The sequence below is a fragment of the Nocardia sp. NPDC004582 genome (assembly GCF_053602115.1).
Genome location: NZ_JBSGCY010000025.1, coordinates 22,476 through 48,382, shown reverse-complemented (window position 1 = coordinate 48,382; position 25,907 = coordinate 22,476). Strand labels below are relative to the sequence as shown.

Annotated in this window: 27 protein-coding genes; 12 read left to right on the top strand and 15 right to left on the bottom strand. The window is 68.7% G+C overall.

The window, feature by feature from the left end; translation table 11 throughout:
* Positions 1 to 386 precede the first annotated feature (386 nt).
* The 3 genes from ACWELJ_RS10480 (at position 387) to ACWELJ_RS10470 (ending at position 1,686) form a co-directional block, all read left to right on the top strand.
* Entirely contained in the window at positions 387 to 809 is a 423-nt protein-coding gene (locus ACWELJ_RS10480) for an acyl-CoA thioesterase domain-containing protein (protein WP_452365902.1), read from the top strand.
* Positions 746 to 976 (top strand): hypothetical protein, encoded by a 231-nt coding sequence (locus tag ACWELJ_RS10475; protein WP_452365901.1) that lies wholly within the window; start codon positions 746 to 748, stop codon positions 974 to 976. The genes ACWELJ_RS10480 and ACWELJ_RS10475 overlap by 64 nt, the downstream gene beginning before the upstream one ends.
* 173 nt (positions 977 to 1,149) lie before the next feature.
* Positions 1,150 to 1,686, top strand: a complete 537-nt coding sequence (locus ACWELJ_RS10470; RefSeq protein ID WP_452365900.1) for a hypothetical protein — start codon at positions 1,150 to 1,152, stop codon at positions 1,684 to 1,686.
* Here ACWELJ_RS10470 and ACWELJ_RS10465 read toward each other — a convergent pair.
* Positions 1,680 to 2,732 carry a hypothetical protein gene (locus tag ACWELJ_RS10465; RefSeq protein ID WP_452365899.1) on the bottom strand — a complete coding sequence of 351 codons (1,053 nt, stop codon included), beginning with the start codon at positions 2,730 to 2,732 and terminating at the stop codon, positions 1,680 to 1,682. The two genes, ACWELJ_RS10470 and ACWELJ_RS10465, sit on opposite strands and share 7 nt — an antisense overlap.
* Before the next feature lie 115 nt (positions 2,733 to 2,847).
* Between ACWELJ_RS10465 and ACWELJ_RS10460 the strand changes: the two genes are divergently transcribed.
* On the top strand, positions 2,848 to 3,429 hold the full coding sequence (locus ACWELJ_RS10460) for a DUF6817 domain-containing protein (protein WP_452365898.1): 582 nt from the start codon (positions 2,848 to 2,850) through the stop codon (positions 3,427 to 3,429).
* A gap of 12 nt (positions 3,430 to 3,441) precedes the next feature.
* Here the strand turns inward: ACWELJ_RS10460 and ACWELJ_RS10455 are convergent, their stop codons facing one another.
* From ACWELJ_RS10455 to ACWELJ_RS10440, 4 genes are all read right to left on the bottom strand, one after another.
* A complete protein-coding gene (locus ACWELJ_RS10455) occupies positions 3,442 to 4,002 on the bottom strand; it encodes a DUF1353 domain-containing protein (RefSeq protein ID WP_452365897.1) in 561 nt (186 codons plus the stop codon).
* 99 nt (positions 4,003 to 4,101) lie between these two features.
* Positions 4,102 to 4,746, bottom strand: coding sequence for a hypothetical protein (locus ACWELJ_RS10450; RefSeq protein WP_452365896.1), 645 nt, complete (start codon positions 4,744 to 4,746; stop codon positions 4,102 to 4,104).
* Positions 4,747 to 4,899: 153 nt separating this feature from the next.
* Entirely contained in the window at positions 4,900 to 6,036 is a 1,137-nt protein-coding gene (locus tag ACWELJ_RS10445) for an NAD(P)/FAD-dependent oxidoreductase (RefSeq protein WP_452365895.1), read from the bottom strand.
* A 75-nt stretch (positions 6,037 to 6,111) separates the two neighbouring features.
* The gene (locus tag ACWELJ_RS10440) at positions 6,112 to 6,717 is read right to left on the bottom strand and encodes a DUF4232 domain-containing protein (protein WP_452365894.1); all 606 of its coding nucleotides are present in this window, start codon (positions 6,715 to 6,717) and stop codon (positions 6,112 to 6,114) included.
* A 264-nt stretch (positions 6,718 to 6,981) separates the two neighbouring features.
* Here ACWELJ_RS10440 and ACWELJ_RS10435 point away from each other — a divergent pair, with 264 nt between their 5' ends.
* The 5 genes from ACWELJ_RS10435 to ACWELJ_RS10415 all read left to right on the top strand — a co-directional run bounded on the left by ACWELJ_RS10435 (position 6,982) and on the right by ACWELJ_RS10415 (position 11,750).
* The gene (locus ACWELJ_RS10435; RefSeq protein WP_452365893.1) at positions 6,982 to 8,559 is read left to right on the top strand and encodes an LVIVD repeat-containing protein; all 1,578 of its coding nucleotides are present in this window, start codon (positions 6,982 to 6,984) and stop codon (positions 8,557 to 8,559) included.
* 83 nt (positions 8,560 to 8,642) lie between these two features.
* The gene (locus tag ACWELJ_RS10430; RefSeq protein ID WP_452365917.1) at positions 8,643 to 9,215 is read left to right on the top strand and encodes a DUF305 domain-containing protein; all 573 of its coding nucleotides are present in this window, start codon (positions 8,643 to 8,645) and stop codon (positions 9,213 to 9,215) included.
* A 47-nt stretch (positions 9,216 to 9,262) separates the two neighbouring features.
* Complete coding sequence (locus tag ACWELJ_RS10425) at positions 9,263 to 10,264, top strand: adenylate/guanylate cyclase domain-containing protein (RefSeq protein ID WP_452365892.1); 1,002 nt, start codon at positions 9,263 to 9,265, stop codon at positions 10,262 to 10,264.
* A gap of 122 nt (positions 10,265 to 10,386) precedes the next feature.
* Positions 10,387 to 11,109, top strand: a complete 723-nt coding sequence (locus tag ACWELJ_RS10420) for a PaaI family thioesterase (RefSeq protein ID WP_452365891.1) — start codon at positions 10,387 to 10,389, stop codon at positions 11,107 to 11,109.
* 137 nt (positions 11,110 to 11,246) lie between these two features.
* Positions 11,247 to 11,750 carry a DUF4231 domain-containing protein gene (locus tag ACWELJ_RS10415; protein ID WP_452365890.1) on the top strand — a complete coding sequence of 168 codons (504 nt, stop codon included), beginning with the start codon at positions 11,247 to 11,249 and terminating at the stop codon, positions 11,748 to 11,750.
* Here ACWELJ_RS10415 and ACWELJ_RS10410 read toward each other — a convergent pair.
* The 7 genes from ACWELJ_RS10410 to ACWELJ_RS10380 form a co-directional block, all read right to left on the bottom strand.
* The gene (locus ACWELJ_RS10410; RefSeq protein WP_452365889.1) at positions 11,711 to 12,712 is read right to left on the bottom strand and encodes a DUF4862 family protein; all 1,002 of its coding nucleotides are present in this window, start codon (positions 12,710 to 12,712) and stop codon (positions 11,711 to 11,713) included. The two genes, ACWELJ_RS10415 and ACWELJ_RS10410, sit on opposite strands and share 40 nt — an antisense overlap.
* Entirely contained in the window at positions 12,709 to 13,410 is a 702-nt protein-coding gene (locus ACWELJ_RS10405) for a fumarylacetoacetate hydrolase family protein (protein ID WP_452365888.1), read from the bottom strand. Before ACWELJ_RS10405 ends, ACWELJ_RS10410 begins: the two co-directional genes overlap by 4 nt.
* Before the next feature lie 7 nt (positions 13,411 to 13,417).
* Positions 13,418 to 14,167 (bottom strand): amino acid ABC transporter ATP-binding protein, encoded by a 750-nt coding sequence (locus ACWELJ_RS10400; RefSeq protein ID WP_452365887.1) that lies wholly within the window; start codon positions 14,165 to 14,167, stop codon positions 13,418 to 13,420.
* A complete protein-coding gene (locus ACWELJ_RS10395; protein WP_452365886.1) occupies positions 14,164 to 14,892 on the bottom strand; it encodes an amino acid ABC transporter permease in 729 nt (242 codons plus the stop codon). The genes ACWELJ_RS10400 and ACWELJ_RS10395 overlap by 4 nt, the downstream gene beginning before the upstream one ends.
* Positions 14,893 to 14,905: 13 nt before the next feature.
* Positions 14,906 to 15,694 carry a transporter substrate-binding domain-containing protein gene (locus ACWELJ_RS10390; RefSeq protein ID WP_452365885.1) on the bottom strand — a complete coding sequence of 263 codons (789 nt, stop codon included), beginning with the start codon at positions 15,692 to 15,694 and terminating at the stop codon, positions 14,906 to 14,908.
* Positions 15,695 to 15,848: 154 nt separating this feature from the next.
* Complete coding sequence (locus ACWELJ_RS10385) at positions 15,849 to 17,231, bottom strand: amidase (protein ID WP_452365884.1); 1,383 nt, start codon at positions 17,229 to 17,231, stop codon at positions 15,849 to 15,851.
* Complete coding sequence (locus ACWELJ_RS10380) at positions 17,228 to 17,890, bottom strand: GntR family transcriptional regulator (RefSeq protein ID WP_452365883.1); 663 nt, start codon at positions 17,888 to 17,890, stop codon at positions 17,228 to 17,230. The genes ACWELJ_RS10385 and ACWELJ_RS10380 overlap by 4 nt, the downstream gene beginning before the upstream one ends.
* 112 nt (positions 17,891 to 18,002) lie before the next feature.
* Between ACWELJ_RS10380 and ACWELJ_RS10375 the strand changes: the two genes are divergently transcribed.
* On the top strand, positions 18,003 to 18,977 hold the full coding sequence (locus tag ACWELJ_RS10375) for a bile acid:sodium symporter family protein (RefSeq protein ID WP_452365882.1): 975 nt from the start codon (positions 18,003 to 18,005) through the stop codon (positions 18,975 to 18,977).
* A 26-nt stretch (positions 18,978 to 19,003) separates the two neighbouring features.
* On the opposite strand, the gene ACWELJ_RS10370 is transcribed toward ACWELJ_RS10375, so the two are convergent.
* From ACWELJ_RS10370 to ACWELJ_RS10360, 3 genes are read right to left on the bottom strand one after another with little or no spacing between them, the layout of a single operon-like run.
* Positions 19,004 to 20,293, bottom strand: a complete 1,290-nt coding sequence (locus ACWELJ_RS10370) for an acyl-CoA dehydrogenase family protein (RefSeq protein WP_452365881.1) — start codon at positions 20,291 to 20,293, stop codon at positions 19,004 to 19,006.
* Positions 20,294 to 20,295: 2 nt separating this feature from the next.
* On the bottom strand, positions 20,296 to 20,937 hold the full coding sequence (locus ACWELJ_RS10365; protein WP_452365880.1) for a TetR family transcriptional regulator: 642 nt from the start codon (positions 20,935 to 20,937) through the stop codon (positions 20,296 to 20,298).
* Positions 20,934 to 21,680, bottom strand: coding sequence for an SDR family NAD(P)-dependent oxidoreductase (locus tag ACWELJ_RS10360; protein ID WP_452365879.1), 747 nt, complete (start codon positions 21,678 to 21,680; stop codon positions 20,934 to 20,936). Before ACWELJ_RS10360 ends, ACWELJ_RS10365 begins: the two co-directional genes overlap by 4 nt.
* 183 nt (positions 21,681 to 21,863) lie before the next feature.
* Between ACWELJ_RS10360 and ACWELJ_RS10355 the strand changes: the two genes are divergently transcribed.
* Together ACWELJ_RS10355 and ACWELJ_RS10350 are read left to right on the top strand one after the other, a co-directional pair.
* A complete protein-coding gene (locus tag ACWELJ_RS10355) occupies positions 21,864 to 24,056 on the top strand; it encodes a malate synthase G (protein WP_452365878.1) in 2,193 nt (730 codons plus the stop codon).
* A 288-nt stretch (positions 24,057 to 24,344) separates the two neighbouring features.
* Complete coding sequence (locus tag ACWELJ_RS10350) at positions 24,345 to 25,562, top strand: cytochrome P450 family protein (RefSeq protein ID WP_452365877.1); 1,218 nt, start codon at positions 24,345 to 24,347, stop codon at positions 25,560 to 25,562.
* Positions 25,563 to 25,907 lie beyond the last annotated feature (345 nt).

The window sequence follows — 25,907 nt, the reverse complement described above, 5'->3', positions numbered from 1 at the left end:
ACCCGACCGCCCGAATCTCCCTGAGCGCGCGCATGTCCCAAAGAACTCACGCCGCCGCAGATAATCCGGAGCGGAAACTCTGGTGAGAACTTCGCCGCAGCCCTCCGCCAGCGCGGTTACTTGGTCGACTTGGCACTTGGTCGACTTGGCCTGCTCGGGACGTGCCGGTAGCTTGCGCCCGAAGCTTCGGCTTCGCGGGTGACTCTCACGGCGGTCTCGAGCGGATACTTCGCCAGCCCTGATCTGATGACGACCTGCATCTGGCTCTCGTTCTCTCCGCACTGGACGACCACGTTCCTGGATGACAACTCGAACGAAATTAGAACTCGTTCTAGCATTGGGCCGATATCGCCATATCGCGTGAGCGAAACAGGGAGGGGCGCAACATGTCACAGGCCACGGAAGCTCCGGGCGGGTTCTTCGATGTGGTGGGTGAGGCGTTCGTTCCGTTGGAAGCCGCGCGCGGGCCTTGGGGGCTGGACACTATCGGGGGGCAGGGTTTGACAGCGTTGGCCGCGCGGGAGTTGGAACGCGGTTGCCCGTTCGAGGCGGTCGGGTGCCGTCTCACGATCGATTTCGTGAAGATGACGAGCTTTGAGTCGATCCGTGCCCGGGTCGACGTGGTTCGATCGAGTACGCGGGTCGCGTTGGTGCACTTGGAACTCGCGCAGGCGGACGGTGTGGTTGTCCGGGCATCCGGGTTGTTCGTGCGGCCTCGGGAGGATGATCGGGCTGGGGGGCGAGGTTGGACGCCGAGCGTGGAATTCGCTCGACCGGCGTGCCGTTCATCAATGTCGATGTCACCATGAACCTGTTCCGGATGCCCGCATCCGACGGATTGGGTCTGGAATCCAATGGTCAGCACGCGGCCGATGGCCTGGCGGTCGGCTCCGCGACGCTGTACGACGAATTCGGGCCTCTCGGAGTCTCTTCGGTCACCGCGGTCGCGAACACCCAACGGCAGGTGCGCTTCTAGCCACACCGCCGTTGAGATCCCTGCGCGGTCGATCCGAGCCGCTTTCTCAGCCGCGGGCCGGGGAGGTCTGGCCCTGCGTCAGATTTCGGCGTCGGGAACACCCGCTGACGGTATCCACGACCCCGGGTCGTGGATACCGGAACTACCCGGACCGCGCCGCCTAGACTCGGGCAATGGCACTCGGCACGGAGCGAATCGCGCGCTTGCGCAGTCTGATCGAGCACCCCCGGACCGGCGCTGCCGAACGGGCGGCCGCGCAACGCGTACTCGACCGGATCCTCGGCCGATCCGACCAGCCGCGCCCCGCATCGGGAGACCGCGTCTACGGCGAACGCCACGACCGCGGCGGCCGACACGCAGGGTTGTCACGCGTAGCCGATCTGATCCAGGAGGACATCGCCCTCGCGCGAATCTTCCCCGACGCGGCGATACCCGGAGACCTCGCCACCCGCAACGCGATTCGCGACGCTCCCCCGCACATCAGCTACCAGGTCGACGCCCCCTACGAGGCGGGCATCCGGATCACAGTCACGCATGTTCCGCCCGCCTGGGGCTGGACCGATATCGGCACCGAATCCGCTGCCCTGCGCCACCTGACGGCCGAGCTGACCGCCATCATGAACGCCTACAACCGCGACGGCGCCGAGATCGGCAAGCGCTTCCACGGCTACGTCGAGGTTCGTGGGGAAGGAGCACCTGACGGTCAGTAGTTGAAATCCGGTGCGTCGATGGGAACGACCGGCGGCCAAGGGTTGTGGTGAAGGTCGTGCTCGGCGATCGGTGTGCCGTGGAACCAGCCGTGCGTGCGATCGGCATCCGTGGTGGGGCGGGCGTCGATGTAGTCCAGGTGCAGCCACGACCACACCTCATGGGCCGGGCAGGGCCCGGTTCGCAGGGCCGGGCTGCCGACGACGTCGCTCTGGACCAGGACGTCGAGGTGGTAGGCCGCGGCGAACCACCGCGCGGAATCACGTTCCACCGGTAGTCCTTCCCGGTGCCACGTGGTGGACGACGCGCGGTCATCGCCGAGTCCACCGGCGCCGATCGAGCGGGCCGCCAGTCGCCGAACCATTGGCGCGGAGTCGGCGAGGTCGGCACATATGCCTTGAACGACAAGGGAATTCGCATAGTGACCCGGGCCGTTGACGGAGATCATCAGCCCGCCCGGGATGCGGCGGTCGTGATGGCGGCGCAGGTGCGCGCCGGTGTGGAACAGTTGCACGCTGCCTTTGAACAAGCGCAGCACACCGTCGCGCCCCCGCAGCGGGATGGCCTCGGTGTAGATCACGTCCGGTTCGATCGGGGCGTGCTCGGTCAGATACAGCGACGCCAGCTCCGCCGCCGCCCGGACCAGCTCGGGTCCGGGTACCGCGTAGGCGAATCGGCGGCTGTTGAACATGATCAGGAACGCGCTACTGGCGCCGGTCGCCGCCTGCAGCTTCCATGCCCGGCGCGCGGCCGCGATGCGTTCGGCGACAGCCTCCCGACCGGCCTCGATCACCTCCTCACCGATCCAGCACAGGGTCATCGTCAGCCCACGCGCGGCGGGACCGGATTTGGTGGCCAGCCGCCCGAACACACAGGGCTGATGGCGGGCGGCCCACTCCAGAAACGCCGCCCGCTTCACCGCTTCACTCGCGGTCGACAACAGGATCTGGTTGGCGGCGTCGATGTCAGGCCCGAAGGAGGTATCAGCGGGATACTGCGGAAGCGCGGCGAGAGTGGCGAGCGGCGAGCCTGTCGTGATCGGGGGCATCTGTGCCTCGATGTCGGGGGCCGGTGAAGCTCGGGACCGGATAAGTCTGCCCCACCGGCCGTCGTGCGCGGCACCGCGGCTCTCGTGTCGCCTGAACTAGATTGGGAGGCGGGGCGTGCGGGTGCGCGTCGTGCCGGTCAGCTGGGGAGGAGCTCGCGGGATGAATCGGGGGCAGGTCGAAGGGTTCTTGCGGGGACGTGGCGCCGACGGGATCGCGCATCCCGGTGGCACGTTGCTCGCGCATCTCGGGCGGGTGGCGGATCTGCTGGCTTCGTGGGGTGCCGACGGGGATGTGCAGGCGGCGGGGCTTTGTCATGCCGTGTACGGGACAGACGGGTACGATCGTTCGCTGGCGGATCTGAGCGAGCGGGTAGCGGTGACGGCTCTGATCGGCCGGCGGGCGGAAGAGCTGGTGTATTTGTACGGGAGTTGTGATCGGGCGGCGGTGTATCCGCGGCTCGGTGCTACGGCCGTCGTGTTCACCGACCGGTTCTCCGGGCTGGATCACCAGCCGGATGCTGATGCGTTGCGGGCGTTTCTGGAGATCACCGCCGCCAACGAGTTCGATGTCATGGTGCACAACACCGAACTCGCGGCGATGCACGGAGCCGCGTTGTATCAGCTGTTCGAGCGGACCGGGGATCAGCTGTCGCCGGCGGCCCTGGACGCGTGGCGGAAACGCTTCGCGCCACGGTGATCCGGGACCGGTTCAGGCCGAGAGGCCGCGCTGGACCGGCTTGTCGAGCGGGCGGCGCGGGCTGACCGTGCCGTGGCGGCGGAGGTCGTGGACCGGAATGTCCGTCGCCGTTGTGGTGCACAACCGGAACAGCAGCAGGAACAGCGAATCCACGAGGAACGGGACCGTCAGGAAGGCCACCGCCGGGATCGCGATCAGCAGGAAGAGCAGCCATTCGCGGGCTCCGGCGCCGGCCATGCGGCCGCCGAAACGGACTGCGGCCCACATCATCCAGCGCTGCGGCGCGGACACGCCGCATTCGCGGAGCATGCGGCGGAAGATGCCGTCGGCGTCGGAGCGGCCGACCGGGGCGCGCTCGCACAGATAGTCGTGCAGGATCGCGGCCCGGGTGTAGGCGCCGTAACGCGGGATCAGCCAGATCAACGGCCTGGGGACCGAGGCGAAGTCGGTGACGAATCCGACCGGGACGTGGAAGGTGTCGGTGGCGGCGCGGTAGGTCAGCGGCGCTTGCAGCCGCCACCTGACCGCGTCGATCTCCTCGACGACCACGGCTTGTTCACCGAGGAACGGCATCGGATCCTCCTCGGCGGCAAGCGATCACCCCGAGCAGGGCAGCACGGCCGGCCGCGCGACTGCCGGTGGAGGTGCCGGGCCCCATGCGGACGTCGATCATCACCGGACCCCGGTGCGCGCGGTGACGATGCCGCAGGCGGCGGCCAGCTCATCGGCGGACAGACCGTCGGCGCTGTTCATATCGCACGGGCCGAACGGCGCGCACTCCTCGGGCAGGCCCCCGCCCCACCCCTGTCCATCGGTGTACTGATGCGCGACCTGGCCCGGCAGTCGCGGATCCCGGCCGTAGCCCGCCCCGACCATGCGCAGCCCCTCGGGCCGGGTGGGCCACAGGGAGGCGAAATCGGCGGCATTGGCGTACCCGATGACCCGGCGCGGATCTCCCAGCCAGTCGGCGGCCGCCCAGTACGCGCGGTTGATCCCGTCGGACTGGTCACCGGACGGATTGCCGCCCTGTTCGACATCGAGCATCACGATCATCCGCGGATGCGGGCCGCCCGCCTCGGTCACCATGTCGATGCAGGTCCGCACCGTCTCCTGCCAGTTGGGCCGCCAGTAGAAGTAGACGATGAAGCACGCCAGCCGCCCGGAATCGGCCGCGGCGGCGGCCCATCGATAGTTGTGCGCGAAGTGGTCGTCGCGAATGGTGCCGTCATTGCTGCGGAACGACAGGACTTCGTACGGATACTCGTCGTCGACGGGCGCCTGAAAAGTGGACACGTCAGCGAACAAGGTGTCGGTCATGTGGTTCTCCCCCAGTGCAATTCGGCGGTTCGGATCACCGCCGACACGAAGGTAGAACCCAGTGCGCCGACCCGCTCAGCGATTTTTCCGGCTTCGCGGGAAATGGACTGGTCACAGCGCATTTCGAAGTTTCCGGACCGGACAACCGCGGCCTCAGGATCCGAACCAGCGCCGCCGTCGGAGTTCCGCGAATTCGGCCTTTTCCCTGGCGAATTCGATGGACGGTCCGAGGAACGGCGCCACGGGGGCCGGGCCGGACAGGAAGTCCGCTTCCACTTTCCCGACCAGGCCGCCGCCGAATTCGATGTGGCAGGTGCCCTGTCCCAGATACCGGCCCTCGCGCGGACGGTCGTGCAGGCGGGCGATGATGTCGGCCGCGACGGTCCGGGCCGCCGTCTCGGCGAAGACGCCCGCCCGGGGCACGGGGGCGTCGGCGCAGTCGCCCAGTGCGTACACCCCCGGGTAGGGGGTCGCCAGGGTGGCCGCGTCGACATGGATCCAGCCGTCCACGCCGCCCGCGGTCAATCCGGAGGTCTGCACGACTTCCGGAACCCGGTGCCGGGGGATGCCGATGAACAGGTCGTAGGCCAGGTCGCCGGCGCGGGTCGTGGCGGTGTGCGTGGCCGGGTCCAGCGCGCGCACCCGCATTCCGCTCGCGTACTCGATGTCGCGGTCCGCGAGGGCGGCGAGGATCGCGTCGTTGGAGCTGGGCGAGACCGGGATGGGAGAGTCCATCGGGGTGATCACGTGCATCCGGGTAGCACCGCGAAGGTCACGTCGAACGAGTTCCTCGTGCAGCAGCAGCGCGCCTTCGTAGGGCGCCGGCGGACATTTGAACGGGACGCTCAGGATCGACATCAGAATAGTGCCGCCGGCGAAGGCGTCGAGGCGGCGCCGCAGCCGGTGGACGCCCGCGAGCGAGTAGTACTCGTGACCGTCCTCGACGAATCCGGGAGTGGCGGCGCAGTCGTAGTCCGCGCCCAGCGCGACGACCAGCGTGTCCGGCGTGTACTCTCCCCGATCGGTGGTGACCAGTCGTTTGCCGGGGTCGATCGCGGTGACCGTTTCGCGCCGGAATTCCACGGCCGGAAGATCGAGGGTGTCGTAGGGAACCCGGACCTCCTCGACCGTGCGCCCGCGGAACAGCACATCCATCTTCGAGAACCCGAAGACGAACCCCTCGGCGCAATCCAGCAGCGTCACCCGGACCTCGTCCGGCGCGGACCCGGACAGACCCGCGGCGAGTTCGAGCCCACCGAATCCCGCTCCCAGGATCAGAACGGTGTGCATTGTTCGAGTATGCGCCCGAGCGCGTGCCGATGCGCTCGGAGTTAGCGGAGCGTGATGGTTGGCGGGTTGTGCGGCCTAGGCCGTGACCGGGTGGATCTTCAGGTTGCAGGTGTCGAGGGCCTGGTCGACCATTCGGGTGTCGGTCGAGTTGGGTGGGGTCACTTGGGTTTTGACGACTTTCGGGTCGGGTTTGCCGTAGACGCCGCAGGCTACCGATTCGGCGATGGCTGTGGCGGGGTGGCCGGATTTGACGACGACGGTGGGTTCGGGGTCTCCGGTGGGCTGCGGGCTCATGTACCCGGAGGTGGTGCGTTCGGCGTGGACGACTTCGCCGGTGGAGGTGGTGAGGTCGAGACCGGGATAGCCGCGCAGGGTGCAGGCCTCGGCGGGGTTGGCGATGGAGAAGGTGAGGGTGATGCCGTGGTGGCTCATGGCCGCGCCCAGGCCGGTGGCGGTGATGTCGACCTGGCCGGGAGCGCAGGCGGCGATCGGGGTGTCGGCGGGTGCGGGGGTGCCGGTGGGAGTGGGTGCGGCGCTGGGGTTTCCCACGCTCGGGGTTTCGGCGGGGGTTGAGACGGCGGGGGTTGCCGGAGCCGACGTCGGGGTGGTGCCGGTCGTACAGCCGGTGACGCCCGCGATCACCGTGCAGGCCAAGAGCATCGTGCATCGTGTAGAGCGCATCGCCCACCTCCGTCGTCGTATCATCGCAGCCTTTCGAGATCGACTGGGCGAACGGCCCTGTTAACCGCTGCGGCAACAGTTTTCGGACGCCTCCGACACACGGTGACGCCAACTGGCAGTGACTGTCACAGACAATTTTTGCTCAGGATCTACCGAGCGGTCAGTTTATGAGTTAGCGTTCGAGATGTAACCGTGACCACATCGAATGGCGACTGTGCCTCCGGTCACGGTCCATCGAGCACGCAGGAAGACGGGGGTACCGCGATGGGGCGGTTCACGAGTATCCGGCGGTCCAAGCCCGCCGCGGTGCTGGCGGTGACGCTGATGGGGGCGGCCGTGCTGCCCATGCACGGGGCGTCGGCGGATCTGCAATCCGATATCGCCAATCAGGTGCGGCAGTTCCTGGACGTCGGGCGGACATCGGTGCCGCGCGCGAACTGCGGGCCGGACTCATTGCCGGAAACCGGTATGCAGGGCGATGTTCCGGCCGACGACCGCAACAGCGGGCGCAGCACGCTGGGGTACCGGTGCAACCTGTCGTTCGTCGGCGGGTATGTCGGCAAGGGCGCGGGCATCACCTCGGCCACCTATGACCACTGCTCCTACACCGGTTCCCTGTTCCCGGGAAATATTCTCGGCCCCGCCCAGGGCGTGCAGGTGCTGGACGTGTCTGATCCGGCGAATCCGGTGGAGACGGGCAGCCTCACCGAGCCCGCCATGCTCGCGGGCACCTGGGAGTCGCTCAAGGTCAACGCCGAACGGAAACTGCTGGTGGGCACCGGCGTTCCGGTCGGTATCGGCGCGGGATTCCTGTCGGTGTACGACATCTCCGACTGCGCGCACCCGCGGCTGCTGAACCCGGGTCCGGGCACGAATCTGCTGATGCCGCTGCCCATCACCACCCACGAGGGCGGCTTCTCCCCCGACGGGCGCACCTATTGGGCCTCGGGCATCGCGCCCGGTTTCGTCAGCGCCGTCGATCTGACCGATCCGACCAATCCGCACGTGATCTGGCAGGGGCTCACCGGGATCGAGGCACACGGGTTCGGCATCAGCCCGGACGGCAATCGCATGTACCTGTCCGCCCTGGGCGGTTTCACCGTCCTCGACATCAGCGCCGTGCAGCGCCGCGACCCGAATCCGCAAGTCCCCCACCTGGGCCGGGTGTTCTGGACCGACGGCTGGGCGACCCAGCACAGCATCCCGGTCACCTACGACGGCAAGCCCTATCTGTTCACCGTCGACGAGGGCGGCGCGGGCGGGGTGAAGCTCATCGACATCTCCGACGACACCAACCCCTCGGTGGCGGCCAAGCTCAAGCTGGAGATCAACCTGCCCGAGAACCAGGATTCGGCGATGGCGTCGGCCATGGGTGGTTCGGTGTTCTCCTACGACGCCCACTACTGCGCCGCCGACCGCCCCAACGACCCGACCGCCCTGGCGTGTGCCTGGGAGGAGTCCGGCATCCGGGTGTTCGATGTGCGGGATCCGTTCCACGTCAAGGAGATCGGCTACTTCAACCCGCCCGCCCGCAAGGGCCGCAACCTGGAGTTGTGGAACTCGCCGCACGCGCTGGCCTCGCTGATCGGCCCGCCGATCATGGAGTTCCCGTCGGCCGCGCGGGCCATGCTGGAGGGCAAGTTCGATCCGAATCAGGCGCTCTCGTCGCGGACCGGCATGCTGGCCTTCGGCGACCTGTCCACCGACTGGTGCTTCTCCCCGCCGGAATGGCACGGCAACCAGCTGTGGGCGACCTGCAATGACAACGGATTCATGGTGTTGCAGCTCGCTGACGACGTGTACTCCCCGCCCGCCGACCAGCACTCCGTGGTGGGCTCGTGACGGAAAGCCCGGCCCACCCGCGTGATCGGATCCGGCGGCCGCTGGCGATCGCCGTCCTCGCGCTCGCCCTGATCACCGCCGGGATGCTGCTGCGCCCCCTGCTGATCCCCGAGAACCATTCCGCCGCACCGGTTCTCAGCCCGGTCGAGATCGGTTTCAGCCAGGACATGTCCGCGCACCACGAGCAGGCCCTGATCATGGTGCAGCGCCTGGATTCCGGCGTCGACCCGACGGTGCGTCAGCTGGCCCAGCAGATCGCCGATGCCCAGCGCATGGAGATCGGCACCCTGCTCGGCTGGCTGCGCCTGGCCGACGCCGCCCCGCGGTCCACGCATCCGATGGCGTGGATGACCACGGATTCGGCGGCGGCGCACGACCATTCGGCGATGGCCAACGGCACCTCCATGCCCGGCATGGCCACCCAGGCCGAACTCGACGCTCTCGCGACCGCCCGCGGCAAGGACGCCGAGGTGCTGTTCCTGCAGCTCATGCTGCGGCATCACCGTGGCGGCGTGGCCATGGCGAAGGCGGCCGATCAGCTGGTCTCCTCGGGCCCGGTCAAGGAGTCCGCGCGCGGCATGATCGCGGCGCAGTCGCAGGAAGCGGGCCTGATGACGATCATGCTCGCGCAACGCAATGCCCCACCGCTGTCGTGAGATTCCCGCCCACCGCCGGCGGCCGCGTCGTGTGCTGTACTGACCGCATGATCGAATCCGGTGGGTCGACCGAGATCGTCGACGCGGTGGTCGAGCGGTCGCTGCTGGGCGGGCCGCGCCGGTACACCCGCACGCAGGTCGCCGAACTGTCCGGGGTGCCCGTCGAGCAGGCCCGGAAACTGTGGGTGGCGCTGGGTTTCCCGGCCGCGGCCAGCGATGACGAGGTGGCGTTCACCGACAACGACGTCGCCGCGGTCCGCGCTTTCGCGGCCCTGAGCGCGGCCTCGCTGACCAATGAGCGGAGCCAGGTCGCCGCCGCCCGCACCATGGGCCAGGCGATGGCGCGCCTGGCCGAATGGCAGGCCGATCTGATCACCCGCGAGGTCGGCGGCCGCCTCGCCGCCGGCAATGGCGCGACGCCCGAGGAGAGCCGCGACGCCACCGCGCGCGCCATCGCGGTGCTGGCCGAACTGCACGACTACGCCTGGCAGCGGCACCTGGCCGCGGCCCTGAGCCGCACCCACGAATCCGGCACCGCCACCAGGCCATTGCTGGTCGGATTCGCCGACATGGTCGGCTATACCCGGCTGTCGCGGCACCTGGACCCCGATGAACTCACCGAATTGCTCGACGCGTTCGAGACCACCACCACCGAGGTGATCACCGCCCACGGCGGCTGGGTCATCAAGAACGTCGGCGACGAGGTCATGTTCGCCGCCGAGCACCCGCGCGACGGCGCGCGCATCGCGCTGGACATGCACACCGCGATCGCCCGTGCGGCCCAGACGATTCCGGAGATGCCGCAGCTGCGTGTCGGCCTGGCCTACGGCCCGGTCCTGACCCGCTTCGGCGACCTCTACGGCACCGTCGTCAATGTCGCCGCCCGGCTCACCGGTGTGGCCCGCCCCGGCACGGTCCTGGCCGACGACGGCGCGGCCGCCGAACTCGACGCCGACCCCGGCCTGACCCTGCGCCACCTGCGCAGCGTCCGCGTGAAGGGCATCTCCCGCCTGCGCTCCCACGTGGTTCGCGAGCGCAAGCGCCGGTAGTCCCGGCCGCCGCTCGCGCCGGCATCGGGGTGCGGAATCTCACGACTGTGCGCGATCCCGGCCTGGGTATCGTCAGTCCTGACCGATCGGCCACGGCGGCCGGGAAAGGTGGGGCTTCGACGATGACCCACGCGCAAGCGCTCACCATTCCCGCACACATCCACGGCTATCCGGAGATCGTGTTCGGCGGGTATCTCGCGGGCCTGCTGGCCGCCCGGTCGGGCGCGGACACCGTGCGCGTCGACTTCCGGCGCGCGGTCACCGTCGGCACCCCGATCCTGCTGTCGCGTCCCGAGCCCGGCCACGCCGTCTTCACCGCCACCGACGACACCCTGCTGGTCGAGGCCGCGCCCACCACGCTGACCCTCGACGTGCTGCCCGCGCCGTCGTGGGCGGCGGCGAGATCGGCTGTCGAGCTGAGTCTGTCGGGTAATCGGACGGTCACCGACTGCTACGGCTGCGGGCTCGCCTGCGCGCCCGGTTCGGGCCTGCGCCTGTTCCCGTCGGAACTGCCCGGACAGCGGCAGATGGCCGCCGCCTGGACCCCCGACGCGGGGCTGGCGGACGAGTCCGGCGAACTTCCGCCCGAGGTGGTCTGGTCGGCGCTCGACTGCCCCGGGGGCCGGGCGGCATTCGCCTTCTCCCGCATGGGCAGCGGCGCGTTCACCGCCGCCCTCAGCGCCACCCAGCTCCGGCCGATGCACGCCGGGGACGACTACATCTCCCATGCCTGGGTGGTGGCCCGCGAGGGCCGCAAACATACTGTCGGAGTGACCCTCTCGACCGCCGACGGCGAGCTGTGCGCGGTGTCCGAGGCCCTGTGGATCGAGCCCCGGCAGGGCTGACCCGGCCCCGCCGCACGGGCACGATCACTGGCGCACCTGCCAAGGGTCTTCACCGATTTGCCCGAAATGCCTTGGCTGCGAGAAGGACTCGCCGAGATCGGCGCGCACCGCGGAGAGTCCCGTGCCACACTGACCGCGTGGCAGGCTCCGCATCACCCACAGCCCAGACCGACGCCATGGCGGAGGTCATCGACTGGACCGCGACCGGTCCCGCGTTCCACCACTTCTGGACCAGCACCTACGCCCCGGAAGTCGCGAATACGACTCGCCTCACCGGCCGATTCCGCAACTATGGCCAGTTCACCCGTTTCCTGGCCATGGTCGCCAGCGCCGTGGTCACCGGCCTGGCCGGATTCGAGGGCTCCCTGATCCGCACGGCGACCGCGGTGGCCGGCGGCGTCGCCGTGGTGGCCACCGGCAGTACGGCGATCTTCCGCACCGATCAGCGCCTGGCCGCCAACCGCCGCACCCAGCAGGCGCTGTTGTCGGAGGGCTGGAAGTTCGCCTCGGGCGCGGACGGCTACCCCGGCGGCCCCACCCCCGAGAACGCCACCAAGTTCATCACCACGATCGAACTACTCCTGTCGACCTACATCGACACCTATGTCCGCACCATCGACGAACCCACCCCCGCCACCTGATCGCCGGGCCCTTCCCCGTCGAATCGTGCTGCGGCACAGGCGGCCAGGGATCGTGAGACGGTCGCGATGCGAGTGGCGAGGGTCGCGCCCCGCGGCGCGGACACCTTGAGGCCGCACGACACCGGCCCGGGCCCGGCGGCGCGCAGCGTGGCCGCGATCCATGCCGGGGTGAGCAACGAGAGCGGGCACACGGTGCTCGGCGGCACGTGCACGTCGTCCCAGGCGGGACCGTAGCCGGTGTCGACGGGAGCGCAGCCCGACAGCACCACGCCCGCGAGCACCCCCGCCGCCCGCGCGGTGAGCACCTGCGCGACAGCCGCTTCCGGGCGTCGGCGTTCGACCACCGAACGTCCCCAATTGACGACCACTCCGATCGGCTCGTCGAGCCGGCCGTTGGCGCGGCGGACGGCGGCCACTTCGCTCTCCAAGGACAGGAACCCCTTGACCGCGGGCCGCGAGCCGACCGGCGCGTCGCAATGTTCCAGGACCAGTCGCGCTCCGTCCCAGTCGAATTCGGCGATCTCGACCAGGGAGGTGACCAGGGCGCGGACCGAGGCGTGACCGGTACGCAGCCGGGGCGCGCTGTACACGGTGACCGAGCGCACCGCCCGCCGTCCGGCGGCCTGGTTCACCCGGCGCACGGCCGCCGCGACCTGACCGGTCCTGGCCACCGCGACCCGCCGCCGCCAGTCGTCGAGCGAGGCCAGCCCGTAGGCGGGATCACGGTCGATCCGGTGCATGGTGTCGGGGATGGTGGTGATCGTGTAGTCGCCGGTGTGATCGCGGCGCAGGAACCAGTCCTCCGAATGCGGGTGCAGGCGACCGGAGAACGGAATCTCGAGCCCCGCCACACCGGGCAGCGCACCGACCGCGTCGAGGAAGCGGCCCTCGGCGCCGGGGTCCCAGCCCACCAGGGCCGGTGCGGCGCAGTAGGCGCTGACGATCCATCCGTCCGCGGTCACCGTGTCACCACCGGATTCTCGAGCGTGCCCAGGCCGCTGATGCTGACGGCGACGGCGTCGCCGGGCCGGATGCGCAGCGCGGCGTCGGATGCCACGGGTGTCCCGGTGAGAATCACGTCGCCGGGGTACAGCGTCATGAATTCGGAGCAGAAGATGATCAGTTCGGCGGCGGAGAACACCATCTGCCCGGTGTTCGCGCGCTGCACGACGCGCCCGTTGACCCGGGTGACGATCTCGAGCGTGTCCAGATCGGGTAGTTCGTCCAGGGTCACCAGTTCCGGTCCGAGCGGGCAGAACCCGTCGTGACTCTTGCCGCGGGTGGACTGGCCGTCGGCCGCCTGCTGATCGCGCGCCGACACGTCATTGGCGATGCACACCCCCGCCAGCGTCTCCAGGGCCGCTCGCGCGGTGACCACGCGGTGCGCGCGACGGCCGACCACCAGCGCCAACTCTCCCTCGCAGACCACCGGTCCCGAGCCCGGGGCGACGCCGATGGGCATTCCATGACCGATCACGCTGGACGCGAATTTGCCGAATACCAGCGGTATTCGCTCCGGCGCCCGGGATCGCGCCGACCGATCGGGCCGATAGTTGTCGCCGATGCCGATGAGGGAACCGGGCAGCGAGGCCCCCTCCGGCAGCAGCGCGCTCCGCGCGGCGGGACGGCCGCCGCCGAAGCGCAATCTCTCGCGTGTCACGAAATCCTCAGTGGCTCAGGCGCGATGCGTACCGGACCAGCCGGGGATGCTGGAAGACCTCCTCGGGTGGGCCGTCGGCGACGATGCCGCCGTGCTCCATGAAGACCACCCGGTCGGCCACCTCGCGCGCGAATTTCATTTCGTGCGTGACGATCACCATCGTCATCCCGCTGCGCGCCAGCTCGGTCATGATCTCGAGCACCTCGTTGACCAGTTCCGGATCCAGCGCCGAGGTCGGCTCGTCGAACAGGATCGCCCGGGGCTCCATCATGAGTGCGCGGCTGATGGCGACGCGCTGCTGCTGACCGCCGGACAATTCGGCGGGATAGGCGTGTGCCTTGTCGGCGAGCCCCACCGTGCGCAGCGTCGCCATGGCGCGCTCCACCACCTGTGCGCGCCGCTGCCGGTTGACCACCACCGGCCCTTCGAGCAGATTGCCGAGCACGGTGCGGTGCGGCCAGAGGTTGAACTGCTGGAACACCATGGCGATCTCACGCCGCAGCCAGGTGAGCCGGAACTGATCCAGCAGCCCCAGCCGCCCCGAGCGGGTGGGCGTGTACCGGACTTCGCGCCCGCCGATCTCGATCCGGCCCGCGTCGGGCACCTCGAGCATATTGAGACACCGCAGCAGCGTCGACTTGCCGGACCCGCTGGGCCCGATCACGGCGACCACCTCACCCTGCGGGATCGTCAGTTCCAGGTCCCGGAAAACCTCCTTGCCGCCATAGCTTTTCGTCAATCCGCTGATCGTGATCATGCGACGGCTCCCCTGGTCGTTCCGATGACGTCGACGCCCACCGCCGTGCGCCGGGACCGGGCGGCTCCGGTCCGGCGTCCCGTGCGCCGCTCGATGATCACCTGCAGCCCCATCAGCAGACTGGTCAGCGCCATGTACAGCGCCGCCACCACCCCGAGCGTCTCGGCCACGTTGTAGGTGGCGTTGTAGGCCTTCTGCCCCGAGAGCATGAGGTCCGGCACCGTGATCACCGAGACCTGGGCCGATTCCTTGAGCATGATGACGCAGTTGTTGATGTACGGCGGCGTCATGAGCCGTACGGCCTCCGGCACCACCACCCGCCGGAACTTCTGCAGCGGATTCATGCCGATCGAATCCGCCGCCTCCAGATGCCCGGGATGCACCGCCGCGAGCCCGGCCCGGATGATCTCGGAGAAGAACGAGGCCGAGTTCAGGCTCATGGCGAGCAGCCCCGCGGTGAAGGCGTCGAAGACCAGCCCGAACGGCTGGGTGTAGTAGAAGAAGAACAGCGACAGCATGAGCGGGAGCCCACGGAAGAACCAGACATAGGCCGCCGCGAACGCCCGCAGCGGCGCGAACCGCGACAACCGGGCCGCGGCGATGAGGTAGCCGAGCACGGTGGCGCAGACGATGGCCGCCGCCACGATGGTCAGGGTCGTTTTCGCGCCCTCCAGGAAGAAGGGCAGGTATTCCTTCGCGACCGAACCGGTCTCAGATGTTCCCATGGGCTCCGCTCCGTCACGCCTTGGGCAGGTCGATGGTGTATCCGAACCATTTGCGCTGCAGCGTCGTGATCGTGCCGTCGGCCGCCAGGTCCGCGATCGCCTTGTCGATCCTGGGTTTCAGCGTGGTGTCGTTCTTGGGCAGTCCGACCCCGGCGGGCAGCGGGTTGAAGATCTCGCCGACGGTCCGCAGCTCCGAACCCTTGGGCGAGGTCTTCACATAGTCCATGGCCGCGATGCGCCCGGCGGCGAAGACGTCGATGCGCCCGGCCGCCACGTCCGCGAAGCCCTCCGGCCCGCCCGGATATTCCTTGAGTTCGCTGTAGCCGCCGAGCTTCTCGATGGCGGTCTGGGTGGCCGAGCCGCCGATCACGCCGACCTTCAGCCCGTCGAGCTTGGTGATGTCGGTGACCTTGGTGGTGCCGGACTTGACCACGGCGATGGTGCCGTCGGCCAGGTACGGATCGGAGAAGGTGATGGATTGCTTGCGCTGGTCGGTCATGAGCAGCCCCGACATCACCGCGTCGAACTTCCCGGCATTGAGACCCGGTAGCAGCCCGGACAATTGGCCGGAGACGAACTCGACCCGCACGCCGAGCCGCTTGCCGATCTCGGTGCCCATGTCGATGTCGTAGCCGGTGAGCTTGCCGCCTTCACTGAAGGTGATGGGCTTGTAGGTGCCGCTGGTGGCGATCACCAGTTTGCCCTTGTCGGCCTCGGGTTTCGCACCGCCGCAGGCGGTCGCGGCCAGCGCCAGCGCCGCCAGCGCGACCGCCGCGGCGGCCTTGGTCTTCCAACGGAACATCCGCTACTCCAGTGGATCTCGTGTCTTCGTGCCGGTCACCGGATGGTGAGTGCGGCTGCTGCCGAGACTCAAGGTAGGAATCGGTTGTGACGGGCGAAGGCGTGCGAGATGTCCGGATTGTAAAATTGTCTTCTGTAGACACTTTGCCGGGAAGTCAGTCGGCGCAGCAGGTTTCGATCTCCGCGGCGGCCCGCAGCGCCCGGCGATCGAACCCCGGAGCGGCGACGATCTGCACCGACAGCGGTAGCCCCTCCGCCGATACGCCCAGCGGAATCGACACCGCCGGAGCGCCGGTCAGCGACACCGCCCGGCACTGACCCATCAGCTCCCAGCCCGCCAGCACGCGGCCGTCCACTTCCAGACGACCGCCGGGGTCGCAGGCGGGACCGCCCGCGACGGGGAGCACCACGATGTCGGCGCGGTCGAAGACCTCCAGCGCGGTGGACCGCGCCCGCTCGGCTTCCCTTCGTGCGGCGGCGGTTTCGGCGGGCCTCGCCCGCAGCGAAGCGGCGATGGTGTCCCGGTTGGCGGCGGTGATCACGCCCGCCACGTCCGTGATCGCCGCCAGATGATCGCGCAGCGGGTCGACCGCACGCAGCCGGTTGTACTGGGCGAGACAGTCGAAGACGCGCGGAACGTTCGTCACGGTGTGCCCGTGTGCGGCAAGCCGTTCGGCGATATCGGCCAGCAGCGCCGTGACCTCGCCGCGCACGGGGCCCAGGTGCGCGCCGTCGCTCCAGGCCACGCGCAGCGGACCGGTCACCGAGGGATCCGGCGACCCGCCGGTGAGCACGTCGAACGCCAGACTCAGATCGCGTACCGAGCGGGCCATCGGGCCGATCGTCTGCAACCAGCCCTGCATACCGCCGGGCGCGGCGTCCGGATCGTGGCCCAGATCCCCTGCGGCGCCCGGCAGTTGCCCCTGCGCCGGGATCGTCCCCGCGCTCGGGCGCAGGGCCGCGACGCCCACACACTGGGCGGGCCAGCGCAGCGATCCGCCGAAATCGGTTCCGATACCCAGCGCCGAAGCGCCCGCGGCCAGTGCCGCCGCCTCGCCGCCGCTGGAGCCGCCCGGCGCGACCTCCGGATAGCGCGGATTGCCGGTAGCGCCGAGCAGCGGGCTCTCGCAGGTCACGCCGAAAGCGAATTCGGGACAATTGGTTTTGCCGACCAGCACGGCATCGGCGGCGAGCAGCCGCCGCACCGCCGGCGCGGTGACGGTCGCGATATTGCCCGCGAAGGCCGTGGCCCCCGCGGTCGCGGGCAAACCGGCCACGGCGATCACGTCCTTGACGCTGATCGGCACTCCGGCCAGCGGACCGAGCCTCTCACCGCGCGCCCGGCGAGCGTCGAGGGCGGCGGCCGCCTCCGCCGCGGCGGCCCAGTTCCCCGTGATGAAGGCCTTCTCGGTGCGGACGGACGCCTCCCGCGCCCGCTCCAGTACCGCTGCCGCGCTGAGGGTTCCGTCACGCACCGCGGCGGCGAGGGCGGTGGCGTCCGTGAGTCCGGCATTGAGCCGGGCCAGCAGGGACGTCACGAACGCCCGCCGCGGGCGCCGGGTCGCTTCAGGTAGTCGCGTTCGCCGTGTTCGGAGAATTCCTTCTGGATCCGTTCCCGATCCCCGGATCGCAAACTGTCCAGCAGTCTTTCGTGCCGGACCACCCCCGGCGCGAGCGCACCGGCGGATTCGGCCTCGGTCAGCAGGTTGGCGGCCATGCACACCTGCATCTGCCCCATGAGCGCCCGGTAGGCCGCGGTGAGCCGCTTGTTCCCGCACACCCCGACCACGGCCAGGTGGAAGTCCACATTGCATTGGACGACCGCCGCGCGCTCGCCGGCCTCGGCCGCGGTGCGCATGCGAATCATGATGGGGTCCAGCACATCGAAGGCGGTCGCGTCGTAGTCGGCGAGAATGAGGTCGAGGGCGTGGTTCTCCAATACCCGCCGCAGCCCGTAGATCTCCTCGATGTCGCGCTCGGTCATCTCGACCACCCGGTAGCCGCGCCGCGGCGTCTGTTCCAGCAGCCCTTCGCTTTCCAGAATGCGCAGCGCCTCGCGCAGCGGCGGGCGGCTGACCTGCAGCTGCTCGGCGAGCGGCGGCTCGTGCACCCGGGCGCCGGGGGGAAGTTGACCTGTGACGATGAGCCGGCGGATCTCCGCGGCAGCCAATGAGACGAGACTCTCCTGCACCACCATGCCGCCAGGCTACTGTCTACAGAAGGCAAATTCCCTTCGTCCCCAATCCTTTACAGCGCGGTAATCTCCGCACGGCAGATTGTCTACAGTAGACGTTCCTTCTCCCGAAGCGGTGATTCCGATCCTGCAGCAACGCCTCCGCACCGCCCGCCTGCCCGGGTGGCTCGACCCGTTCGTCGCGTTCCTGATGCTCACCTTGGTGGTGGCTGCACTGCTGCCGCCCGTCGGCCGGACCGCGGCGGCGCTGAACGAGGCCCGCGGGATCGTCATCGGCTTCGTGTTCTTCTCCGCCGGGCTGCGGCTGTCGCCGACCGCCACCTGGGCCGGCCTGCGCGCGTGGCGCCTGCACGGGGCCACCCTGGCCATGACCTTCGTCGTATTCCCGGTGCTCACAGCGCTTTTCGGGGTACTGGCGGGACATTGGCTCAACCGCGACCTGGTGACCGGACTGCTGTTCCTGGGCGCGCTGCCGTCGGTGGTGCAGACCTCGGTCGCCTTCACCGCCATGGCGCGCGGCAACACCGCCGCCGCACTGTGCGGCGCATCGCTGTCGAGCCTGGGCGGCGTCCTCGTGACGCCGTTGCTGGTGCTGGTGTCGATCGGCTCCTACGCCGGAATCGGCTTCGAGCAGTTCGGCCAGATCACCGTGCAGCTCCTGCTGCCCTTCGCCGCCGGGCAGCTGTTGCACGCCCGCCTGCGCGACTGGGCCGCCCGAAACGCGTTCGCCCTGCGCTGGATCGACCGCGGATCGGTGCTGATGATCGTCTACTCCGCGTTCGGCGCGGCGGTGGCCGGCGGCATCTGGCATCGCCTGCCGGCCCCGCAACTGGCGCTGGTGGCGGTGGTGTGCGCGGCCCTGCTGGCCATCGCGCTGACGCTCACCAACTTCGGCGCGAAAGCCTTGGGGTTCGACCGGGAAGACCGCGTAGTCATGGTGTTCTGCGGCTCGGAGAAATCCCTCACCATCGGACTTCCGTTGTCCGCCATCCTGTTCACCACGCCGTTGTCGGGCGTGGTGATCATCCCGGTCATCATCTACCACCAGCTCCAGCTCATCGTCTGCTCGGTGCTGGCCCGTCGTCTGTGACCCTCAGAGGTCGCCGCCGGTGACCCTCAGAGATTGGCGATGGTGTGCTCGAGGCGCTCGGCGACCAGCCGGCGGGCGTTCTCGCGCAGGGCGGGGCGATAGCCGGTGGGGTACACCGGATCCGCGGGCACGTACCCCTTCAGCACCTCCTTGGCCAGGGTGATCTTGTGCACCTCGGTCGGTCCGTCGGCGATGGCCATGATCTGCGCGTAGGTCATCATGTCGGTGAACGGCAGATCGGTGCTGACGCCGAGCGCGCCGTGCAGGTGCATAGCCCGCTGGGCGATGTCGTGCATGACCTTCGGCATGGCGACCTTGATGGCGGCGATGTCGTGGCGCACCTTGCGATAGTCCTGTTCCTGGTCGATACGCCACGCGGTGCGCAGCACCAGCAGCCGGAACTGCTCCATCTCGATCCAGGATTCGGCGATCTTCTCCTGCGTCATCTGCTTGCCGCCCAGATTGCCTTTGCCCAGGGGGCGGGACACGGCGCGCTCGCACATCATGTCGAAAGCCTTGCGCACCAACGCGACCGTGCGCATGGCGTGGTGGACGCGGCCACCGCCCAGACGGGTCTGGGCCACGATGAAGCCCAGCCCCTCCGCGCCCAGCAGCGCGTCCGCGGGGATGCGGACATCGGTGAAGCGCAGGTGCCCTTCGTGTTCACTGAAACCCGGCACCGTGAAGTTCTTCACGATCTCCAGGCCGGGCGTGTCGGCGGGCACGATGAACATCGACAGCCGCTGATGCGGCGGCGCGTCCGGATCTGTCACCGCCATGACGATGTGGAAGGTGGCGAATTCGGCGGCAGAGTTGAACCATTTCTCGCCGTTGATGACCCACTCGTCGCCGTCGCGCACCGCGCGGGTCTGGAACGCCGTCGGATCCGACCCGCCGGTCGGCTCGGTCATGACGTAACAGGACCCGATCTCGCCGTCGAGCAACGGCCGCAGGTATCTCGCCTTCTGCTCGGGCGTGCCGAAATGCGCGAGGATCTCGGCGTTGCCGGAATCGGGCGCCTGACAGCCGAACACCAGCGGCGCCCACTGCGAGGTCCCGAGCACCTCGTTGAGCAGCGCCAGCTTCACCTGCCCGTAGCCGGGGCCGCCGAGTTCCGGGCCCAGGTGGCAGGCCCACAGCTGCTGCTCCTTGACCTTCTCCTGCAGCGGCTTCATGAGCGCCCGGATCTCCGGGTTGGTGCGGTCGTAGGGGTTCGGGTAGACCAGGTCGAGGGGTTCCACCTCGGTCCGCACGAACTCCGCGACCCAGTCCAGTTTCCTCTGATACTCCGGATCGGTGCCGAAATCCCAAGCCATGGTCAGCCTTTCGTGCTCTTGCGCGGTTGGATGAGTCCGTCCAGGACGGTGGTGCGGAGAATGCCGGCGATCTCGTCGGGCGTGTGCTGCCCGCCGGGCCGGTACCAGAAGGTCACCGAATTGAGCATGCCGAGCACGCCATTGGTGACCACGTGGTCGGCGGTGCGCAGCACGCCCGCCGCGGTGCCCGCGTCGATGACCTGCTGCCACAGGTTCTGAATGCGGTCGCGCAGTTCCTGGAGTTCACGCGCCCGGTCACCGCTGAGCGCGCTCACGTCCCGCAGCTGGATCGCGACGGCCGCGCGGTTCTCGATGATCAGGACCACATGCGAGTGGATCAGACCGCGCAGCTTGGCGACCGGATGATCGGGGCCGTGCGCGATCCGCTCGGCCTCGCCCAGCATGAGCCGGGTGTAGTCGCCGAGGATCTGCCACAGCAGCTCCTCCTTGGACCCGATGTGGTAGTACAGCGCCCCACGCTGCACCCCGGCCCGATCCCCGATCTCGGCGACGCCGGTGCCGTGGAAGCCCTTCTCCGCGAACAACTCCAGTGCGGCCGCCACGATCCGCTCCCGGGTCTCCCCCGGCCCGGCCTGGGAGGCGGGCGGGCGGCCGCGGCGCCGCGCCGGAACGGCGGCGGTCACCGGAATCCACCGTCCAGGGCCAGCGTCGCGCCGGTGCAGTAGGCGGAGGCGTCGGAGGCGAGGAACAGCGCCGCCCCGACGATGTCGCCCGGGACGCCGAGGCGGCCGAGCGCGGTGTGCCGCGCCAGTTCGGTGCGCATCTCGGCGGGCCACGCCTTGGCGATATCGGTGTCGAAGGGCCCGCAGCGAATCGTGTTGACCCGCACCGCCGGTCCATAGGTGTGGGCGAAACCCCCGGTCAGCGTCTCGAGCCCGGCCTTCGCGGCCGCGTAGGGCACCGCGAGCGGTTCGGGATGGGCGGCCTCGACCGAAGATATATTTACGATCGATCCTGCGCCGGCCGCGGCCATGCGCGCGCCGATGAGCGCCGAGAGCCGGAACGGTCCCTTCAGGTTGGTGGCGATCACCTTGTCGAACATGGCCTCGGAAACCTGGTCCAAGCTGGGGTAGAGCAGTGACATCCCGGCGTTGTTGACCAGGACGTCGACCCGCCCGAACTCCGCGTAGGCCGCCTCGGCGAGCGTCTCGCACTGCGCCCAATCACCCACATTGCAGGCCACGGCCAGGGCTCGCCGCCCTGTGGTGTCGCGCACTTCCCGCGCCAGTTCCGCACACGCCTCGAGCTTGCGGCTGGCGATCACGACGTCGGATCCGGCGGCCGCGAACGCCCGCACCATCTCCCGCCCGAGCCCGCGGCTGCCGCCCGTTACCACAGAGACCTTGCCCGACAAGGCTTTTCCCATGAATCGCACCTTCGCGTCGCGCCCCCGGAAAATGTTCCACTCAGTACATTAAATGTACCGATCGATACAAACAACCCCCATCGTCCGAGGCCCTCACCCCGAGGCCGGGGAATACCGCCCTGTACCGGCGAGTAATATGACGCGCGTACTTTTTCCACCCGGCTTCTCGAAATGAGGCAATAGATGACAGAGCGGATTCAGGTCGGCGGGCTGCAGGTTGCCAAGGTGCTCCACGATTTCGTGGAGAACGAGGCCCTTCCCGGCACCGGTGTTGATTCCGCCGCGTTCTGGTCGGGTGCCGAGGCCGTCATCAACGACCTCGCTCCCCGCAACCGCGCACTGCTGGCGGAACGCGACGACATCCAAGCCAAGATCGACGAGTGGCACCGCGCGAACCCGGGCGCTGGCTACGACAAGGCTGCCTACAAGCAGTTCCTCACCGAGATCGGCTATCTCCGTCCCGAACCGGCCGACTTCCAGATCGGCACCGAGAACGTGGACGCCGAAATCGCCACCCAGGCGGGACCGCAGCTGGTCGTGCCGGTGATGAACGCCCGCTTCGCCATCAATGCCGCGAACGCGCGCTGGGGCTCGCTCTACGACGCCCTGTACGGCACCGACGCCATCTCCGAGGCCAATGGCGCGGAGAAGGGTTCGGGCTACAACAAGGTCCGCGGTGACAAGGTCATCGAGTGGGCCCGCAACTTCCTCGACGACGCGGTGCCGCTGATCACCGGCTCGCACGTCGGCTCCACCAAGTACTCGATCGAGGACGGCGAGCTCGTGGTCGGCCTCGAGGACGGCACCGAGATCGGCCTGGCCGACAACGATGCCCTCGTCGGCTACCTGGGCGATCCGGCCAACCCGACTTCGGTGCTGCTGAAGCACAACGGGCTGCACATCGAGATCCAGATCGACCCGTCCTCCCCCATCGGCTCCACCGACACCGCCGGTGTCAAGGACCTGGTGCTGGAGTCCGCGGTCACCACGATCATGGACTTCGAGGACTCGGTCGCGGCCGTGGACGCCGAGGACAAGGTCCTCTGCTACCACAACTGGCTGGGCCTGATGAAGGGCGATCTGGCCGAGACGGTCACCAAGGTCGGCAAGACCTTCACCCGCACCATGAACCCCGACCGCGTCTACACCGCGATCGACGGCGGCGAGCTCGTGCTGCACGGCCGTTCGCTGCTGTTCGTGCGCAACGTCGGTCACCTCATGACCTCCGACGCGATCCTCGACGGCCAGGGCAACGAGATCCCCGAGGGCATCATGGACGGCCTGATCACCGTTCTGATCGCCAAGCACGCCCTCGACGCCGCCGGCGACGAGACCGCGCTGCGCAACACCCGCACCGGCTCGATCTACATCGTGAAGCCGAAGATGCACGGCCCGGACGAGGTGGCTTTCACCAACGAGCTGTTCGGCCGTATCGAAGAGGTCGTGGGCCTGCCGGTCAACACCCTCAAGGTCGGCATCATGGACGAGGAGCGCCGCACCACGGTGAACCTGAAGGCGTCCATCTTCGCCGCCAAGGACCGCGTGGTGTTCATCAACACCGGCTTCCTGGACCGCACCGGCGACGAGATCCACACCTCCATGGAGGCCGGGCCGATGGTCCGCAAGGCCGAGATGAAGGGCCAGCAGTGGATCAAGTCCTACGAGGACTGGAACGTCGACACCGGTCTGGCCACCGGCCTGCCCGGCAAGGCGCAGATCGGTAAGGGCATGTGGGCCATGCCGGATCTGATGGCCGAGATGCTGGTCCAGAAGATCGGCCACCCGAAGTCCGGCGCCAACACCGCCTGGGTGCCCTCGCCCACCGCCGCCACCCTGCACGCCACCCACTACCACCTGGTGGACGTGTTCAAGCGGCAGGCCGAGATCGCCAAGGGCGGCCCCCGCGCCACCGTCGACGAGATCCTCGAGATCCCGCTCGCCCCGAACACCGACTGGTCGCCCGAGGAGATCCAGCAGGAGCTGGACAACAACTCGCAGGGCATCCTCGGCTACGTGGTTCGCTGGATCGACCAGGGCGTCGGCTGCTCGAAGGTGCCCGACATCAAGGACATCGGCCTCATGGAGGACCGCGCCACCCTGCGCATCTCCAGCCAGCTGATGGCCAACTGGCTGCGCCACGGCATCGTCACCGAGGCCGACGTGATCGCCTCGCTCGAGCGCATGGCCCCCGTCGTCGACCGCCAGAACGCCGGCGACTCGTCGTACTTCGCCATGGCTCCGGACTTCAACGCCTCCATCGCCTTCCAGGCGGCGAAGGAACTGGTCCTCGAGGGCACCACCCAGCCCAACGGCTACACCGAGCCCATCCTGCACCGCCGCCGCCGCGAGGCCAAGGCCTTCAACAAGAGCGTGTAGGTTCCGACTTCGGTTGAACCCCAACGGAATCCCCGGTCGATCGCCATCGGCCGGGGATTCCCCATTCCGGAGCCGGTCGGCTACGCTGCGCAGCGTCCATTCCCCGAGCATGAGGATATATCGATGGGTTCCGCCGTTCTCGAGATCGTCAATGTCATCCTGACCCACGTCAACGCGACCGTGTCGTGGTTCACCTCGGGCTCCGCCGGCCCGATCCCGCTGTAGAATCGCGCGGTTGCGGCGAAACATCTTTCGCCGCAACCGATTCCATCGGCTAGTGTCGAAGCCATGGCCGAGCTTGACGCCCTGGACCGGATCGAATCGCTCGGTCCGGAATTCTTCGCCGACCCACATGCCCACTACCGTCGCTGGCGCCAGGACGGTCCGGTGCGGCAGGTGCGATTCCCGGACGGGATCGTGCGGTGGGTGGTGCTGGACTACGCGGCGGGGCGGGCCGCGTTGAACGATCCGCGACTGCACAAGGCGGCGGCGGTCACCGATGAGCTGCTCAGCCGCAAACGCGGTGTGCCGCCGTCGGATCCGAAGCAGCTGGCGGTGCTGACCCACATGCTGAGCACCGATCCGCCGGGACATACGCGCCTGCGGAAGCTGGTGACCCGGGCATTCACGCCACGGCGGGTCGCCGAGCTGGCGCCGCGGATCGAGGAGATCACCGACGAGCTGCTCGACGCGCTGACGGGGCGCGACGAAGTGGATCTGCTCCACGAGTTCGCCGAACCGCTGCCGATCACGGTGATCTGCGAACTGCTCGGAGTGCCGCTCGGCGATCGCGACGATTTCCAGGAGTGGACTCGGGCGCTCGTCGCGGTGGCGGGGCTGGAGGAGAATCGGGCCGGCGCCGCGGCGGCCATGGCGGACTACCTGACCGGGCTGGTGCGCGCCAAACGCGAACGGCCCGAATCGGATCTACTGTCGGCGCTGGTGCTGCCGGCCGACGACGGGGACACCCTGACCGAGACCGAACTGGTCGGGATGGCCACGCTGCTGTTGATCGCGGGCCACGACACCACCGTGAACCTGATCGCCAACGGCACCCTCGCGCTGCTGCGCAACCCGGAACAGCTGCGGGCCTTGCGGACCGATCCCGAGGCCATCCCGGCCGCCATCGAGGAGTTCCTGCGTTTCGACGGGCCGGTGAACATGAGCACCGTCCGTCACACCGCCGAACCGGTCACCATCGCCGGAACCGACATCCCCGCAGGCGAATTCGTCTTCGTCGCACTGCCCGCCGCCAACCGGGACCCGGAGCGGTACCGGGACCCCGACGCCCTGGACCCCACCCGGGACACCGGCGGCCACCTCGCCTTCGGTCACGGCATCCACTTCTGCGTCGGCGCTCCGCTGGCCCGGCTGGAAGCGCGAGTCGCGTTCTCGGCCTTGCTCTCCCGATTCCCGGACCTGCGGCTGGCGCGCCCGGCGCAGGAGCTGGAATGGCATCCGAGCACGCTCATGCACGGTCTGACGGAGCTTCCCGTTCAGCTCTAGGCAGGCGCGCCCGGTCCGGAGTCGGGGTTCCGCCGCGCGACTCGCCCATCGCGAGAGCGACGCGCGTCACAAAACTGGTCGACCACCCAGAGCTAACGAGTGGCGAACATAGCGGCACGCTGAGGAAACCTCGCCGCGCGCCCGCGACATAACAAACCGAGTGGTCACCTTTCGATAAACGTTCACCTTCCAAAACCGTTCGATGCGCTAACGTCACTCAAGCCGTACTGGTGAGGCCGCATTTTCGGACGATGTGGAGGTGTCGCAAGAATGGTCGGGACAGCAACGCCGGTGAGCGGAAGCCAGCGCTTAGCTGAGTGGTTCGATGCGGTCAAACAGTCTCCG

Bases quoted from the DNA above. Each gene is read 5' to 3' on its own strand.
- ACWELJ_RS10360 (WP_452365879.1), bottom strand. From the start codon at position 21,680: ATGGGAAAAGCCTTGTCGGGCAAGGTCTCTGTGGTAACGGGCGGCAGC.
- ACWELJ_RS10445 (WP_452365895.1), bottom strand. From the start codon at position 6,036: ATGCACACCGTTCTGATCCTGGGAGCGGGATTCGGTGGGCTCGAACTC.
- ACWELJ_RS10470 (WP_452365900.1), top strand. From the start codon at position 1,150: ATGGCACTCGGCACGGAGCGAATCGCGCGCTTGCGCAGTCTGATCGAG.
- ACWELJ_RS10465 (WP_452365899.1), bottom strand. From the start codon at position 2,732: ATGCCCCCGATCACGACAGGCTCGCCGCTCGCCACTCTCGCCGCGCTT.
- ACWELJ_RS10450 (WP_452365896.1), bottom strand. From the start codon at position 4,746: ATGACCGACACCTTGTTCGCTGACGTGTCCACTTTTCAGGCGCCCGTC.
- ACWELJ_RS10370 (WP_452365881.1), bottom strand. From the start codon at position 20,293: ATGGCTTGGGATTTCGGCACCGATCCGGAGTATCAGAGGAAACTGGAC.
- ACWELJ_RS10430 (WP_452365917.1), top strand. From the start codon at position 8,643: ATGCTGCTGCGCCCCCTGCTGATCCCCGAGAACCATTCCGCCGCACCG.
- ACWELJ_RS10400 (WP_452365887.1), bottom strand. From the start codon at position 14,167: ATGATCACGATCAGCGGATTGACGAAAAGCTATGGCGGCAAGGAGGTT.
- ACWELJ_RS10440 (WP_452365894.1), bottom strand. From the start codon at position 6,717: ATGCGCTCTACACGATGCACGATGCTCTTGGCCTGCACGGTGATCGCG.
- ACWELJ_RS10355 (WP_452365878.1), top strand. From the start codon at position 21,864: ATGACAGAGCGGATTCAGGTCGGCGGGCTGCAGGTTGCCAAGGTGCTC.
- ACWELJ_RS10390 (WP_452365885.1), bottom strand. From the start codon at position 15,694: ATGTTCCGTTGGAAGACCAAGGCCGCCGCGGCGGTCGCGCTGGCGGCG.
- ACWELJ_RS10350 (WP_452365877.1), top strand. From the start codon at position 24,345: ATGGCCGAGCTTGACGCCCTGGACCGGATCGAATCGCTCGGTCCGGAA.
- ACWELJ_RS10395 (WP_452365886.1), bottom strand. From the start codon at position 14,892: ATGGGAACATCTGAGACCGGTTCGGTCGCGAAGGAATACCTGCCCTTC.
- ACWELJ_RS10435 (WP_452365893.1), top strand. From the start codon at position 6,982: ATGGGGCGGTTCACGAGTATCCGGCGGTCCAAGCCCGCCGCGGTGCTG.
- ACWELJ_RS10420 (WP_452365891.1), top strand. From the start codon at position 10,387: ATGACCCACGCGCAAGCGCTCACCATTCCCGCACACATCCACGGCTAT.
- ACWELJ_RS10480 (WP_452365902.1), top strand. From the start codon at position 387: ATGTCACAGGCCACGGAAGCTCCGGGCGGGTTCTTCGATGTGGTGGGT.
- ACWELJ_RS10425 (WP_452365892.1), top strand. From the start codon at position 9,263: ATGATCGAATCCGGTGGGTCGACCGAGATCGTCGACGCGGTGGTCGAG.
- ACWELJ_RS10380 (WP_452365883.1), bottom strand. From the start codon at position 17,890: ATGGTGGTGCAGGAGAGTCTCGTCTCATTGGCTGCCGCGGAGATCCGC.
- ACWELJ_RS10455 (WP_452365897.1), bottom strand. From the start codon at position 4,002: ATGCCGTTCCTCGGTGAACAAGCCGTGGTCGTCGAGGAGATCGACGCG.